Origin of the sequence: Streptococcus sp. LPB0220 (assembly GCF_008727815.1) — a bacterium.
Classification (GTDB): domain Bacteria; phylum Bacillota; class Bacilli; order Lactobacillales; family Streptococcaceae; genus Streptococcus.
Genome location: NZ_CP044230.1, coordinates 2,096,576 through 2,111,367 on the forward strand (window position 1 = coordinate 2,096,576; position 14,792 = coordinate 2,111,367).

Genomic DNA, 14,792 nt, shown 5'->3' on the forward strand with positions numbered 1-14,792 from the left:
TGATATAATAGATTATACAGTTTCTAGAAATTTTCACAAGTAGCAAATCTTTATTTTTAGACACTGTGTATAATTTTGTGCAAAAAGGATTAACAGATGACTGAGAGCAATAAACGATTAAAAACAAAACGAAATATCGAGGAGGCGATGGTTCGACTACTAGAAAAGGAATCATTCGACCAAATCACAACGGTTGAGTTAGCACAAGAATCCGGCATTAGTCGCTCTAGCTTTTATACCCACTATCGAGACAAGTACGATATGATCGAGCGCTACCAACAAGCACTCTTTCACAAGCTTGAATATATCTTTGACAAACACCAAGACGACAAGCGCCAAGCGATTACAGAAGTGTTCGAATTCCTAACCAAGGAGCCCCTCTTTGCAGTTCTTCTGACAGAGAATGGAACCAAAGAGATCCAAACCTTCTTACGACATAAATTACAGATTCTTCTGGTTGATAGTTTGCAAGAGCGCTATAGTCATAAATCATTAACAGATATTGAAAGAGTCTACAGTTCTGTCTATCTGACCAATGCCTTCTTCGGAGTCTGTCAGATGTGGGTTTCGCGCGGAAAAAAAGAAAGTCCTCAACAAATGGCTGAATTTTTATTGAAAATGTTACGGTAACAGTCTCTCCTGATCGATCTAGATCAGGAGTTTTTTTATTAGCAGGTTTAGGTTTTAAGAAAACAAAAAGGGGAGCAAAGCCAGAAATCAACCCTTTAAGACAAAATAAAAAGCCCACTGTAGTAGGCTTTCTGCAAAGTATATCTTAAAATTAAAGCATTTTGTTGTAGAATTCAACGACAAGTGCTTCGTTGATTTCTGGGTTGATTTCATCGCGTTCTGGAAGGCGAGTCAATGAACCTTCAAGTTTGTCAGCATCGAATGATACGAATGCTGGACGTCCAACTGTAGCTTCAACAGCTTCAAGGATAGCTGGAACCTTAGCTGATTTTTCGCGAACTGAGATCACTTGACCTGGAGTTACGCGGTATGAAGGGATATCAACGCGTTTTCCGTCAACAAGGATGTGACCGTGGTTAACGAATTGACGAGCTTGACGACGAGTAGTCGCAAGTCCAAGACGGTAAACAACGTTATCCAAACGACGTTCCAAAAGAAGCATGAAGTTGAAACCGACAGTTCCTTCTTTAACTTTAGTAGCTTGTACGAACAAGTTACGGAATTGTTTTTCACCAAGTCCGTAAGAGAAACGAAGTTTTTGTTTTTCAGCTAATTGCAAACCGTATTCTGACAATTTTGAACGGTTGTTTGGTCCGTGTTGACCTGGTACGTAGTTACGACGTGCCAATTCTTTACCTGTACCTGTAAGTGACAAGCCAAGACGGCGAGATTGTTTCCAAGATGGTCCTGTATAACGTGACATTTAAAATGTCCTCCTATAAAAATAATTTTTTGTAGGAAATAACGTTTTAGACAAACCTGATTCGTTCAGAAAGCCTTCGCCCAAACAGCAAAGGTTACTTTTCTAGCTGACTTCCTGTTGACGAGCTTCATTTTGTCCTGCTGTCATTTCGCACAAATTCTATTTTATCACGGAATAGAGACTTTGTAAAGTCCTTCAAAACAATTTCAATGAAATTCAGACAATAATTCTATGATTCGTTTTTTATATTGCAATTGTTGCCAGTCTCTATCCGTTGCTGGATCCCATTTTAAAGGAAGATCTGCAACAATTTCTCCAGGATTATGATTCAAGATATAGACCCGGTCACTCAACGTCAAAGCTTCTTCGATACTATGAGTGATCAAAAGAGTAGTGAGACCAAGACGTTCCTTGCTTTCCAGATACCATTGATAAAGATCCTGCCTTGTCAATTCATCTAAGGCACTAAAAGCTTCATCTAATAGGAAGACAGTATGACCCAGAAGATAGGTTCTCAATAGCGCCACCCGTTGCCGCATCCCCCCACTCAGGGCATTGGGATAAAGGTTGGCAATACTTCCCAATTTAAATTCATCTAACAATTTTAGAGCTGTAGATGTTGCCTCTTCCTTAGGAATCTTTTTTAATTGAAGGGGAAGAATAATATTTCCCAATACTGTCTTATGTTCTAACAAAAGATCCTTTTGTAGCATATAGCTGACTTTTCCAAAGGAGATCGGGGCATCATCTACTTCTATAGCGCCCTTTTGTAAGGGAAAGATCCCAGCAATTAAATTAAACAAGGTTGATTTCCCTACCCCACTTGGACCTAGAATAGAGACGATTTCTCCTTTTTGCACTTCTAGTGATACATTGTTTAAAACTGCTTTATCTCCAAAAGAGAAACTTACATCTTTTACGGTTAAAATATCAGTCACCTACCAATTCATTTGTGAAACCTTTGTCTTCTAAGTCATTTGAAACCAATCCTTGCTCTTTTGCCCAAGCATAAAAAGCATTCCAACGTTTGGAGTCAAACTGTCCCCATTTATCCTTGTCTGAAGCATATTGACTGGAAAGATATTTTTGAGAAGCTAGTACAAAATCACGCTGGTTAGCCAAAGCAGGGGCCTGTTTAATCAAGATATCTGCTGCTTCTTCTGGATGCTCTATAGCATATTGGTAGCCTTTTTTCACCGCTTGAATGAATTTTTTTGCTTCCTCTTTATGAGATTTCAAATAGTCATTGTTAGCAATAATAACAGGCGAATAGTAGTCAAATGCAGGAACAAAATCTTTCATATAGAAGAAATTGGTTTTCATTCCCTTTTGCTCAGCCAAAATTCCATCCCAACCGTGATAAATCCAAGCAGCATCAAAGACCTTATTTTCAATCGGAGTAATGGAATTTGAATCACTATTTGGAACCAATTTTACTTGATTAAAATCAGCCCCTTCTTTTTTCATCATCGATTTGATCATTTCCAACTCAATCGGATCATTCCAGGTACCATACTTCTTACCAACCAAATCTTTTGGACTTGTGATCGCTGCATCTTTTCTTGAAATAATCCCTGACGTATTGTGTTCGACAATAGCTGCAATAGCGGTAATACCCGCACCTTTATCCAATTTCTTGGCCATAGAATCTTGGAAATAAATACCAAATGGAGCTTTCCCATTGATAATCAAATCAGAACTACTGTCTTCCGGAGGAAGTTTTATATCTACATCCAGTCCTGCATCTTTAAAGTACCCTTTTTCCTTTGCTACATAGAGACCCGTGTGATTGGTATTCGGGGTCCAATCTAGAATAAAATCAATCTTTTTCAAACCACTTGACGATTGCTTGACAGAATTTTGACAAGCACTCAAGAAAACAAATCCCAATATTATTGAGAAAAATAAACCTATTGACTTTTTCATTAGCTATACCTCTTTTACATTTTTGTCAATTTAATTTTTACACCATTTACAAGTTTGTCAATCCTTTTTCCATTTTAGAATGGTTCGTTCTAATTGGTCAACGAGAAACATACCGAGTAAACTAATAGCAGAAATCAATACAATGATCGCAAACATCGTATCATACTGAAATAACTTCTTCGATTGGATCATATAGACCCCCAATCCATCAAAACCTCCTAACCATTCTGAAACTACCGTACTGATAAAAGCATAGGAAACGCTCACACGTAAACCTGCGAAAAAATAAGGAAGCGCTGCAGGAATTTTATAATGGACTAAAGTCTGAAAGCGATTGGCTTGCATAATCTGAAACAATCTCAGAATATCTTGATCGCAATGCCGAAAACCATCTAACAGACTGACTACGATGGGAAATACAACCGTAATAATGATCAAAACCAGTTTTGGAAGCATACCATAACCAAACCAAAGAACCAGGATAGGGGCCAAGGCAATCGTCGGAATGGTTTGAATAACAACCATAAAAGGATAGACCAGATCATTCACCCATTGAAAACTATCCATGAGAATCGCAAAGCCAGCAGCAAGAAGAACCCCTATAACAAGTCCAATCAAGGCCACTTGAAGGGTAGACAAACTGTGATGAATCAGGAGAGCTCGATCTCGTACAAAGGCATTCCCAATTTCAAGTGGCGTTGGTAATACAAATTTGGGGAGGATATTTAAAAATCCTGCTAACTGCCATAAGACAAGAAGACTGCTAAAACCTGCAAATCCTATCAATTGTTTTGAATATCTTTTTACAAGAGACATCGTAACCTCCTTTCTCATAAATAAAAAACGCCTCCAAAATAGGAGACGGATTGCACAAGGTCACTCATAACGAAAAATACATTTCATTTGTTTCCTACGCTGGCATTACCCAGATCAGGTGCGGTCGAAGCTTACACTTCCTCTCAGACTGTACACAGACTCCCATATGTATTTATTATAATAACTGATTTAGACGATAAAAGCAAGAAATTAATCCAAATAACGAATTAAATTCTTCTCTGTTAAAATATCTGAATAGGTGTAAGACTCCACGTATGTATTGGCTGGTTCACCTGGTAAGCTGTTGTCGTTCGTATACTCGATAATAAATAAAGAAGGATAGACCTCAATCAAGCGTCCAAATTTATTTTTTTGACGTTTCCGTCCATTTTCAAGCGTCATTTCAACCACTTGTCCTTCATGAGCCTTGATCTCTTCTTTAATTTTTTTCATTTTTGCAACATCTGTAAATGCATCACTCATCTTATTGATCCTCTCTCTTTGAAATACTTGAGAATTTATTGTATTCCTTTTGGAATATTAATTCGACTGTCCCACGCGCACCTGAACGGTTTTTCTCGATAATCACTTCAACCGTATTATTAGGCATTCCATCTTCTTCCTCTTCACCAGCTCGATCATAATAATCATCACGGTACAAGAAAGCAACAATATCCGCATCCTGCTCAATCGATCCAGATTCACGAATATCAGAAAGAACAGGACGTTTGTCTTGGCGCTGTTCCACACCACGTGATAGCTGACTCAAAGCAATAACGGGAACTTTTAGTTCCTTAGCCAAAATCTTTAACTGACGAGAAATTTCTGAAACTTCCTGTTGACGGTTTTCTCTTCCAGTCCCTGTAATCAGCTGCAGGTAGTCAATCAGAATAAGACCGAGATTCCCTGTTTCCTGCGCTAATTTTCTTGCTCTCGAACGAATCTCAGTGATCCGAATTCCTGGGGTATCATCGATGTAAATACTCGCATTGGCCAAATTTCCTTGAGCAATGGCATATTTCCGCCACTCTTCATCCGTCAATTGACCTGTACGAATCGAATGGGATTCAATCAAACCTTCAGCTGCTAACATCCGGTCAACCAAACTCTCAGCACCCATTTCTAATGAGAAAATAGCCACTGTCTTATCCAACTTTGTCCCGATATTTTGAGCAATATTTAGAGCAAAGGCTGTTTTCCCTACTGCAGGACGAGCCGCTAAAATAATCAACTCTTCCTCATGTAGCCCTGTCGTCATATGGTCCAAATCGCGATAGCCTGTCGCAATACCCGTAATATCAGAGGTTTGAAGAGAGCGGGCTTCCAAGCTACCAAAATTTATATTCAAGATGTCTCGAATATTTTTAAATCCACTACGATTTGCGTTTTCACTAACATCAATCAGAGCTTTTTCAGCACCCGCAATGATTTCATCTGAAGGACTTGCACCATCATAAGCTTGATTAATACTTTCCGTTAATCGAGAGATCAATCGACGTAAAACAGCTTTTTCGGCAACAATCTTCGCGTAATACTCTGCGTTAGCTGAAGTTGGTACCGAATTAATGACTTCTACCAAATAGGAGAGACCGCCAATATTTTGGAGATCCCCCTGACTATCTAAAATATTTCGAACAGTCGTCGCATCAATCGCATCCCCGCGGTCAGCTAGATCGATCATGGCTTTAAAAATCAAACGGTGCGAGTACTTAAAGAAATCGCCAGGCTCGATATATTCACGAACAAAGACCAATTTCCCCTCATCAATAAAGATGGCTCCCAACACTGATTGCTCCGCTTGGATATCCTGAGGTTGTGTTCGTAATTCCTCTATCTCAGCCATAAAAAAACCTTTCTATCGATCGTGTTTATCCTTCGTTTACACGAATATTAATCACACCTGTAACATCTTGATAAATTTTTACAGGGACGTCAATCAATCCTGTTGAACGAATTGGAGAGGAAACTTGGATATGACGTTTATCAATTTTAATGCCAAATTGTTTCTCAAGCTCTTCTGCAATCTTTTTATTGGTAATAGAGCCGAAGGTACGGCCATCTGGCCCAATTTTTTCAGTGAATTGAACAACAGTTGCTTCTTCTTCTAATTTCGCTTTAATCTTTTGCGCTTCCGCTAACAATTCAGCATGCGCTTTTTCTTCTGACTTTTGCTTTCCACGAAGTTCACCGATTGCTTGGGCATTGGCTTCTTTCGCAAGATTTTTCTTGATCAAAAAGTTTTGTGCATAACCAGTAGGCACTTCTTTAATTTCGCCTTTTTTACCTTTACCTTTTACATCCGCTAAGAAAATAACTTTCATTCTACATTCTCCTTTTCAATAGTTACTTCGTTTTCAATAGTCTCAATCAGTTGTTGACGAATACTCATCAAATCTTGACCCTCAATTTGAGAGGCTGCCGAATTGAAATGGCCTCCTCCGCCAAGCTGTTCCATGATACGCTGTACATTGACTTTGCTTCGACTTCGTGCAGAAATCGAGACAGTCCCACTTTGATTACAAGCAATGACAAAGGTTGCTTCCACCTCAGACATGGCTAGCATACTATCAGCTGCTTTACTAATAGTTACTGAATCATAGGCTTTAGTCGTATTGGCACAAGCTACGATGATATGCGGCAAAATCTTTTCACCAGTCAAGATCAGTTCGTTCACTTCGCGGTACTCATCAAACTGAATCGCAGAGATCTCCTGGATGGTTACACTATCACTACCTCTTGAACGAAGGTAACTCGCCACATCAAAGGTCCGACTCGTAACACGTGCTGAGAAGTTCTTAGTATCCAGCATAATCCCAGCCATCAAGACACTAGCTTGAATCTTCGTTAACCGATTTTTCTTCGACTTCTGGAACTGAATAAGTTCACTAACCAATTCGCTCGCACTACTTGCTCCACTTTCAATATAGGTGATCAGAACATTTTCAGGGAAATCATCATCCCGACGGTGATGGTCAATGACAATAATCTGTTGAAATTCCTAATAAAACTCTTTAGAAAGGGTCAAGGCTGTCTTAGAATGGTCCACCATAATTAACAAAGAGCGATCCGTCACCATTTGCATGGCTTCCTCTAGGGGAAGGATTTTCGTTACCTGCTCTTCTTCTAGTTTCGCAATCGCTCTTGAAATATCACTAGCCATTGCATGCGGGTCATAGACCACATAAGAGGAAGCCAAAATATTGCTAGAGAAAAACTGCATTCCCACAGACGCTCCTAAAGCATCCATATCCAAGTTTCTATGTCCAACAATGAAGACTTGATCAACGGATTTAATCTTATCCGAAATAGCTGTCATCATAGCGCGTGTGCGTGTCCGAGTCCGCTTAACAGCCGAAGCTGTTCCACCACCAAAGAAAATAGGGTTTTTCTGTTCATCATTTTCTTTGACAACTGCTTGATCCCCACCACGAACTTCCGCAAGGTTTAGGTTCAAGAGGGCCACTTTACCAATCTCATCATGCTCCCCGTCACCGTACGAGAATCCCATACTTAAGGTAATAGGTAGCTCACGATTTTTGGCTTCTTCACGGAATTGATCGATGACTGAAAATTTTGATTCCATCAACTGTTCTAAGACCGTGTAGTCTGTAAACAAATAGAAACGATCCATCCCCACACGTCTGTAAAACATATGGTAACGAGCTGTAAACTCTTCTACAAAGTTGGCAATAAAACTATTGATATTGCTAATATCAGAGTCTGAAATGACATCTTCTAGATCATCATAGTTATCAACAGAAATAATACCGATAACGGGACGAGTTGTCACCAATCCCACAGTTGCTTCATACTCACTTGAAACATCAAAAAAGTAAACAACACTAGACGTCTGATCAAAGTAAACAGAATATTTCTTATCGGCTACAGTGACATAATGACCTTTATCCTCAAACAGAGTATTGAGTAACTTTTTCAAGGATTCAACATCAAAGTCTCCATCATCTGTTGAAAAAATCAATTCAGCATAAGGGTTGAACCACTCTACTTCATTTGACTCTTCATTAATTTTGATAACTCCAACAGGCATTTTATCAAGGAGGGATGCTAATCCGCTTTCTGCCTGATGATTAACATATTGTATTTGTTCTAATTCATCTAACTCTGAAATTTGTAACTGGTATTCAAATAAAGCAATCAATCCAGCTAAGACTAAAAAAATTGCAATGAGAGTTACATAGCCTTTGCCAAAGATTCTTAAAAAAATTGCTAAAATTGCAAATGAAATAAAACCAATTAACACATAATGGATGAACGATAAACGAAATTTTTTCATCATAAACCTCTTCTCGGAATTATACCATAATTAGAGGTAAAAAGCGAGGTTTCTCTCTATATTACAGAGAAGATTGACCAGTCAAAAACTCTTTCTCCACTTCACTACCTTGTAAACAAAAGTTTACAATCGTGTAAACAACAGCAACAAATTTCAATCTATAAAATTGAGGCTGAAACATCATCTCAGCCTCATTTGATTAGTGGTTTGCTTTGTTTTTGGAGATACTCCGAGATTTACCTTCCAAGTAAACCATTAAAATAGAGATATCTGCTGGATTGACACCTGAGATACGACTTGCTTGACCAATCGTTTCTGGATTAATTAATTTAAATTTTTGACGAGCTTCGGTTGCAATGGAGTCAATATCATCCCAGTCAATATTTGCTGGAATTCGTTTTTCTTCCATACGCTTCATTTTTTCGACTTGGTCCATTGCTTTTGAAATATAACCTTCGTATTTAATTTCAGTTTCAATCAATTCAATGATTTTATCATCCAGTTCTTCAGCTGCAGGACCGATAAATTCCACCACATCTTGGTAAGACACTTCTGGTCGTCTTAAGAATTCTTTAGCAGTGACAGCATCTGTCAATGGTTTAAAGCCCATTGCAGCAACCTTCTCATTGGTTTCCTTTACAGGCTTTAGCTTAATGCTATCCAAACGCTTCATCTCTTTTTCAAACTGATACTTCTTGGTTTCGAAACGTTGCCAACGTTCATCATCTACCAATCCAATTTCTCGTCCCATTTCTGTCAAGCGCATATCGGCATTATCATGACGCAAAATCAAACGGTATTCTGCACGGCTTGTTAACAAACGATACGGTTCGATCGTTCCCTTTGTTACCAAATCATCGATCATGACCCCAATATAACCATCACTGCGTTTCAAAATGAGTTCTGGTTTTCCTTGGATTTTTAGAGCCGCATTGATCCCTGCAATAATCCCTTGACCAGCGGCCTCCTCATAGCCAGACGTTCCATTGGTTTGGCCAGCTGTAAAGAGACCTGAAATTTTCTTGGTTTCCAAAGTTGCGCGCAATTGATGAGGCAAGACCATATCATACTCAATTGCATAACCCGTACGCATCATTTCAGCCTTCTCAAGTCCCTTAATAGAATGGACGAGATCCCGCTGAACATCCTCTGGTAAACTCGTTGACAACCCTTGAACATAGACTTCTTCTGTGTTTCGTCCCTCTGGTTCTAAGAATAGTTGATGACGTTCTTTGTCAGCAAAACGGACAATTTTATCCTCAATAGACGGACAATAGCGAGGACCTACTCCCTTTACAACTCCTGTAAACATAGGTGCCCGGTGTAAATTATTCTGGATAATTTCATGACTATGACCATTCGTATAAGTCAACCAACAAGGAACTTGATCCTTTACATAATCTTCATCACGCGATGTATAAGAAAAATGATTTGGAGCTTCATCTCCAGGTTGAATTTCCGTTTCGTCATAATTAATTGACGATGCCTTTACACGAGGTGGCGTGCCTGTTTTGAAACGTCCAATTTCTAATCCTAGCTGTTTGAGATTATCGGCCAAATTGATAGAAGCTAGACTATGATTAGGTCCTGACGAATACTTGAGGTCTCCAATGATAATTTCTCCGCGTAAAGCTGTCCCAGTAGTGACAATAACAGCCTTTGCGCCATATTCTTGGTGAGTCGCAGTCCTTACACCAACAACCTTACCATTCTCCACCAAAATCTCATCAATCATGGTTTGGCGAAGGGTTAAATTTTCTTGGTTTTCAACCGTTTTCCGCATTTCTTTTGAGTAAAGTTCTTTGTCTGCTTGAGCCCGAAGTGCACGAACCGCAGGACCTTTACCAGTATTGAGCATTTTCATTTGGATGTAGGTCTTGTCGATATTCTTCGCCATTTCTCCACCGAGGGCATCGACTTCACGCACGACAATCCCCTTAGCAGAACCACCAATAGAGGGATTACAAGGCATAAAAGCCAGCATTTCAATGTTAATAGTCGCAAGTAAGACCTTACAACCCATACGGCTAGCAGCTAGAGAGGCTTCTACTCCCGCATGCCCCGCACCGATTACAATGATATCGTATTCTTCTATAAAGTTATAATTCATTCTATTTCTCCTATTTCTCAAGATGGATGTGTCGTAATTTTCCGTCCCAGTCTGGTAGGGCTGATTTTAAAAAAGCCGGTTTCAGGTCAACAGTGTGTAAATCATCTAAAGCAATCCAACGGCAAGGTAATTGCTTTGTATCTTCCTGCATGACCAAAGGTGCATCTTCCAGTAAGTCCACCAAATAATGAAATTCAATGTTATGGTAGTGGATTCCAGCTTGTTCAAAGTGATTTTCAACCACGAAAGCTAACGGACCTGCTGTAGATGTGACACCAAGTTCCTCTTTGACTTCCCGAACTACAGCATCTTCTGTAGTTTCATTGACTTGAATAGCACCTCCGATTGTATAACAGCCGTCCTCATCTTCTATGACGAACAAGCGATTATCTTTTACAATCAAAGCAGTCGCCCTCACACCAAAAACAGTAGAACCTATTTTCGTTCGAAAATCCTGTCGCCTCATTTTACTTCCTTTCAAAATCACAAAAAAATAGTCAAAACTCTGAGAAGTGCAGGACAAAAAAGCCTGCAACATCCATGAGCTTTGACCATCATTTCTATTGCTTTTATTATTGTAGCAAATTGAGAAAATTTGTCAATTAAATATACTGACAAACTTTTCCATCCCGATAAGCATTGTCAATCAAGCCACCGCCTAGACACTCTTCACCGTCGTAAAAGACAACAGCTTGTCCTGGTGTAATGGCTCGTTGAGGTTCTGCGAAAATCACTTCTGCCTTGTCACCTTTAACGTGTACAGTCACCTTTGAGTCAGGCTGACGATAGCGGAACTTAGCTGTACACTCTAATGTAAACTCTTCTGGCATATCTCGTGTAAAGTGAACTTGACTAGCCTGTAAACTTGTTGACATCAATGCTTCATGATAGAAACCTTGACCGACATAAAGAATATTTTGACTGAGGTCTTTCCCAACTACAAACCATGGAGCATTGTCTCCACCTTGTTGACCACCAATTCCAAGTCCACCCCGTTGACCGATTGTGTAATACATCAAACCAGCATGTTCACCCATATCTCGTCCATCGATGGTCATCATTCGACCTGGTTGGGCAGGAAGGTAGTTCCCTAGAAATTCTTTGAAATTCTTTTCTCCGATAAAGCAAATCCCAGTTGAGTCTTTCTTTTTAGCTGTTGCTAATCCAGCTTCTTCAGCTAGACGACGAACCTCTGGCTTTTCCAAATGTCCCAATGGGAACATGGTTTTTTGAAGTTGTTCTTGTGACAGCTGGCTTAAGAAATAAGTTTGGTCCTTCCCGTTGTCAACGCCGCGTAACATATGAACAATGCCATCTTCATCACGCGCCACACGCGCATAGTGCCCTGTCGCTACATAATCTGCACCGAGTGTCATAGCATAATCTAAAAAGGCCTTAAATTTGATTTCCTTATTACACATGACATCCGGATTTGGTGTTCGACCAGCTCGGTATTCGGCAAGGAAATATTCAAAGACACGATCCCAGTATTCTTTCTCAAAGTTGACAGAATAGTAAGGAATGCCAATTTGGTCTGCAACCGCTGCTACATCTTTGTAATCTTCTGTAGCTGTACATACGCCATTTTCGTCTGTGTCGTCCCAGTTTTTCATGAAGATACCGATGACATCGTAACCCTGTTGCTTTAATAATAAAGCTGTTACAGATGAATCCACACCACCACTCATACCAACAACAACACGTGTTTTCGAGTTATCACTCATAGATTTCTCCCATCTTTTCGTTTCTCACGATTGAAGGTCGTGGTTTGCTTCAACGATTGAAGGTCGTTTTGAGCAGTTACCATTTTAACACGCTTTATATTAGAAAACAAGCATCTTACTATTCTTTTGTTGATCAGGATCGATGGGTTTACAGGCCTGTAAATATAAAAAGAGTCCTATTCAAGAACTCTTTTCATACGAATTTAATACCAGCCATTTGCCAACCAGAAATTTTTAGCTGCTGACCATGATCCATAACGGCTGACAACATATTGATTGGCCACTTTTTCTTGGTTTGCAGGTGATAAATCACCATTCAAATAAGTGATAGTCAATTGGTAACGGCCATAATATTGGCCATTTTGTGCTGTATAACTACCACTTGACTCTTTTTGGGCAATCCATTCCTTAGCAGCTGCATCCTCCGCACTCAAGCCATCTGAAGCAGAGACAGTAGTTGTTGCTTGTGTAGTATCAGTTTTACTAGCAGGAGCTTGCTCCGTGGTTTTCTGCGTTGTATTTGCATCTTCAATCTCAAGAACTTGACCAACTGAGATGAGATTCACGTTACTAATCTTATTTTTCTTAGCAATTGCATCAACCGTTGTGTTCTTCTCTTTAGCAATAGCTGATAAAGTATCACCTGATTTTACAGTATAAGAATCTGCATTCGCTACAATTGGAAGGAAAAGTCCTGCAAGTAAACTAAGTCCAATCATTCGTTTCATCATTTGTTTTTTATTCATTATTATGTACTCCTTTATTGGTATACCTCTATACTACACAAGAAATATTTCATATTTATTGAAATAATGTGTCAAATATTTCAGTCAGATGTTAGAAATACTAAAAATCCAGGATAATATAAATGCTTTAAGCCCCCTTTAAGATTTCTCAGATATTTCGGGAAAAATATAAGAAATCATCAGCCATATCTGATATAATGAAGTAAAGTGATCACAAAGGAGCAGAGCATGAACTCTTTAAAATTCCAATCAGTTTTTGATATTATTGGACCTGTAATGATCGGCCCATCCAGTAGTCACACTGCAGGTGCTGTTCGAATTGGTAAAATTGTTTCTTCTATCTTTGGAGAGGAGCCAAAAGAAGTTGAGTTCCAATTATTTAATTCCTTCGCCAAAACCTATCGTGGTCATGGAACAGATTTAGCCTTAGTAGCGGGCATCTTAGGAATGGACACAGATGATCCTAGAATCCCAGATAGTCTAAAAATTGCACATGAACGAGGCATTCGGATTGTTTGGTCTATTCAAAAAGAAAGCAATGCTCCTCACCCAAACACAACGACTATTACTGTTAAAAATGATCATAAAACGATTTCTGTCACCGGAATCTCAATTGGTGGTGGGAACATACAAGTTACTGAGTTAAATGGCTTTGCTATCTCGCTAAATATGAATACTCCAACCATTATCATTGTTCACCAGGACGTCCCTGGAATGATCGCCCATGTGACAGAAGCTCTTTCTCGCTATGATATTAACATTGCACAAATGAATGTGACGCGGGAAAAAGCTGGAGAAAAAGCGATTATGATTATAGAAGTTGACTCAAGGAGTTGTGAAGCAGCTATCGATGATATCCGTAAAATTCCTCATCTTCATAATGTCAACTTTTTCAAATAAGGAGTTCATATGTTTTATTCAATTGTAGACCTCGTAGAACAAGCAAGCACGCAATACGAAGGAAACGTCGCAGAGTTAATGATTGCAACTGAATTTGAACTAACCGGTCGTGAACGAGAAGAAGTCCTACGATTAATGACCCGTAATTTAGAAGTGATGATTGATTCTGTAAAGTTAGGGTTAAATGAAAACCACTCTCGTAGTGGGTTAACCGGTGGGGATGCCGCAAAATTAGATCGCTATATCAAATCAGGAAAAACGTTATCTGACTTGACCGTCCTAACCGCAGCGAAGAATGCTATTGCTGTCAACGAACACAATGCTAAGATGGGACTGGTCTGCGCAACACCCACTGCAGGATCTGCTGGCTGCCTCCCCGCAGTTCTCACTGCAGCAACTCAAAAATTAGGGTTAAACCGTCAGCAACAATTAGATTTTCTACTGACAGCTGGAGCTTTTGGTTTAGTGATCGCAAATAATGCTTCTATTTCAGGTGCAGAAGGTGGTTGTCAAGCAGAAGTTGGTTCTGCTTCAGCTATGAGTGCAGCAGCATTGACACTAGCTGCTGGGGGAACTCCTTATCAAGCGAGTCAAGCAGTCTGTTTTGTCATCAAAAACATGCTTGGGCTCATTTGTGATCCAGTAGCAGGACTCGTGGAAGTTCCATGTGTTAAACGGAACGCAATGGGAGCTAGCTATGCCTTCATTGCTGCTGATATGGCCTTAGCAGGTATTGAATCAAAAATACCTGTTGATGAAGTGATTGACGCCATGTACCAAGTTGGATCTAGTCTTCCGACTGCCTTTAGAGAAACAGCTGAAGGAGGATTGGCAGCAACACCAACCGGACGTAGATTACAAAAAGAGATATTTGGAGAATAAC

At 39.6% G+C, this 14,792-nt stretch carries 14 protein-coding genes, 1 pseudogene and 1 riboswitch; of the genes and pseudogenes, 3 read left to right on the forward strand and 12 right to left on the reverse strand.

Annotated elements, in window-relative coordinates; translation table 11 throughout:
• Positions 1 to 96: 96 nt before the first annotated feature.
• Complete coding sequence (locus LPB220_RS10545; protein WP_150906754.1) at positions 97 to 630, forward strand: TetR/AcrR family transcriptional regulator; 534 nt, start codon at positions 97 to 99, stop codon at positions 628 to 630.
• Between the two features lie 151 nt (positions 631 to 781).
• On the opposite strand, the gene rpsD is transcribed toward LPB220_RS10545, so the two are convergent.
• From rpsD to LPB220_RS10605, 12 genes and pseudogenes are all read right to left on the reverse strand, one after another.
• Positions 782 to 1,393, reverse strand: coding sequence for a 30S ribosomal protein S4 (gene rpsD, locus LPB220_RS10550; protein WP_003002210.1), 612 nt, complete (start codon positions 1,391 to 1,393; stop codon positions 782 to 784).
• 206 nt (positions 1,394 to 1,599) lie between these two features.
• Positions 1,600 to 2,331: an ABC transporter ATP-binding protein gene (locus LPB220_RS10555; RefSeq protein WP_150906756.1), complete on the reverse strand. Its 732-nt coding sequence runs from the start codon at positions 2,329 to 2,331 to the stop codon at positions 1,600 to 1,602.
• Positions 2,324 to 3,319, reverse strand: coding sequence for an ABC transporter substrate-binding protein (locus LPB220_RS10560; protein ID WP_049475071.1), 996 nt, complete (start codon positions 3,317 to 3,319; stop codon positions 2,324 to 2,326). The genes LPB220_RS10555 and LPB220_RS10560 overlap by 8 nt, the downstream gene beginning before the upstream one ends.
• A gap of 57 nt (positions 3,320 to 3,376) precedes the next feature.
• The gene (locus tag LPB220_RS10565) at positions 3,377 to 4,135 is read right to left on the reverse strand and encodes an ABC transporter permease (RefSeq protein WP_003009181.1); all 759 of its coding nucleotides are present in this window, start codon (positions 4,133 to 4,135) and stop codon (positions 3,377 to 3,379) included.
• A gap of 74 nt (positions 4,136 to 4,209) precedes the next feature.
• Positions 4,210 to 4,311, reverse strand: a riboswitch (TPP riboswitch).
• Positions 4,312 to 4,345: 34 nt separating this feature from the next.
• Positions 4,346 to 4,618, reverse strand: coding sequence for a Veg family protein (locus LPB220_RS10570; protein ID WP_003009183.1), 273 nt, complete (start codon positions 4,616 to 4,618; stop codon positions 4,346 to 4,348).
• A gap of 1 nt (position 4,619) precedes the next feature.
• The gene (gene dnaB / locus LPB220_RS10575; RefSeq protein ID WP_014714093.1) at positions 4,620 to 5,978 is read right to left on the reverse strand and encodes a replicative DNA helicase; all 1,359 of its coding nucleotides are present in this window, start codon (positions 5,976 to 5,978) and stop codon (positions 4,620 to 4,622) included.
• 25 nt (positions 5,979 to 6,003) lie between these two features.
• Positions 6,004 to 6,456 carry a 50S ribosomal protein L9 gene (gene rplI, locus LPB220_RS10580; protein ID WP_003002156.1) on the reverse strand — a complete coding sequence of 151 codons (453 nt, stop codon included), beginning with the start codon at positions 6,454 to 6,456 and terminating at the stop codon, positions 6,004 to 6,006.
• Positions 6,453 to 8,432: pseudogene (locus LPB220_RS10585) on the reverse strand (DHH family phosphoesterase). The gene rplI and the pseudogene LPB220_RS10585 overlap by 4 nt, the downstream one beginning before the upstream one ends.
• Before the next feature lie 196 nt (positions 8,433 to 8,628).
• Complete coding sequence (mnmG, locus tag LPB220_RS10590; protein WP_118096206.1) at positions 8,629 to 10,539, reverse strand: tRNA uridine-5-carboxymethylaminomethyl(34) synthesis enzyme MnmG; 1,911 nt, start codon at positions 10,537 to 10,539, stop codon at positions 8,629 to 8,631.
• Between the two features lie 10 nt (positions 10,540 to 10,549).
• On the reverse strand, positions 10,550 to 11,005 hold the full coding sequence (locus LPB220_RS10595) for an NUDIX hydrolase (RefSeq protein ID WP_070675875.1): 456 nt from the start codon (positions 11,003 to 11,005) through the stop codon (positions 10,550 to 10,552).
• A gap of 136 nt (positions 11,006 to 11,141) precedes the next feature.
• Complete coding sequence (mnmA, locus tag LPB220_RS10600; protein ID WP_023919979.1) at positions 11,142 to 12,263, reverse strand: tRNA 2-thiouridine(34) synthase MnmA; 1,122 nt, start codon at positions 12,261 to 12,263, stop codon at positions 11,142 to 11,144.
• Between the two features lie 203 nt (positions 12,264 to 12,466).
• Positions 12,467 to 13,009, reverse strand: a complete 543-nt coding sequence (locus LPB220_RS10605) for a LysM peptidoglycan-binding domain-containing protein (protein WP_023919981.1) — start codon at positions 13,007 to 13,009, stop codon at positions 12,467 to 12,469.
• Between the two features lie 228 nt (positions 13,010 to 13,237).
• Between LPB220_RS10605 and sdaAB the strand changes: the two genes are divergently transcribed.
• Both sdaAB and sdaAA read left to right on the forward strand, forming a co-directional pair.
• Positions 13,238 to 13,909 (forward strand): L-serine ammonia-lyase, iron-sulfur-dependent subunit beta, encoded by a 672-nt coding sequence (gene sdaAB, locus LPB220_RS10610; protein ID WP_023919982.1) that lies wholly within the window; start codon positions 13,238 to 13,240, stop codon positions 13,907 to 13,909.
• Between the two features lie 9 nt (positions 13,910 to 13,918).
• A complete protein-coding gene (sdaAA, locus tag LPB220_RS10615; protein ID WP_003002222.1) occupies positions 13,919 to 14,791 on the forward strand; it encodes an L-serine ammonia-lyase, iron-sulfur-dependent, subunit alpha in 873 nt (290 codons plus the stop codon).
• Position 14,792 lies beyond the last annotated feature (1 nt).

Coding starts and splice junctions, on each gene's coding strand:
- rpsD (WP_003002210.1), bottom strand. CDS start 1,393: ATGTCACGTTATACAGGACCATCTTGGAAACAATCTCGCCGTCTTGGC.
- LPB220_RS10545 (WP_150906754.1), top strand. CDS start 97: ATGACTGAGAGCAATAAACGATTAAAAACAAAACGAAATATCGAGGAG.
- dnaB (WP_014714093.1), bottom strand. CDS start 5,978: ATGGCTGAGATAGAGGAATTACGAACACAACCTCAGGATATCCAAGCG.
- sdaAA (WP_003002222.1), top strand. CDS start 13,919: ATGTTTTATTCAATTGTAGACCTCGTAGAACAAGCAAGCACGCAATAC.
- sdaAB (WP_023919982.1), top strand. CDS start 13,238: ATGAACTCTTTAAAATTCCAATCAGTTTTTGATATTATTGGACCTGTA.
- LPB220_RS10595 (WP_070675875.1), bottom strand. CDS start 11,005: ATGAGGCGACAGGATTTTCGAACGAAAATAGGTTCTACTGTTTTTGGT.
- LPB220_RS10570 (WP_003009183.1), bottom strand. CDS start 4,618: ATGAGTGATGCATTTACAGATGTTGCAAAAATGAAAAAAATTAAAGAA.
- rplI (WP_003002156.1), bottom strand. CDS start 6,456: ATGAAAGTTATTTTCTTAGCGGATGTAAAAGGTAAAGGTAAAAAAGGC.
- mnmG (WP_118096206.1), bottom strand. CDS start 10,539: ATGAATTATAACTTTATAGAAGAATACGATATCATTGTAATCGGTGCG.
- LPB220_RS10565 (WP_003009181.1), bottom strand. CDS start 4,135: ATGTCTCTTGTAAAAAGATATTCAAAACAATTGATAGGATTTGCAGGT.
- mnmA (WP_023919979.1), bottom strand. CDS start 12,263: ATGAGTGATAACTCGAAAACACGTGTTGTTGTTGGTATGAGTGGTGGT.
- LPB220_RS10560 (WP_049475071.1), bottom strand. CDS start 3,319: ATGAAAAAGTCAATAGGTTTATTTTTCTCAATAATATTGGGATTTGTT.
- LPB220_RS10605 (WP_023919981.1), bottom strand. CDS start 13,009: ATGAATAAAAAACAAATGATGAAACGAATGATTGGACTTAGTTTACTT.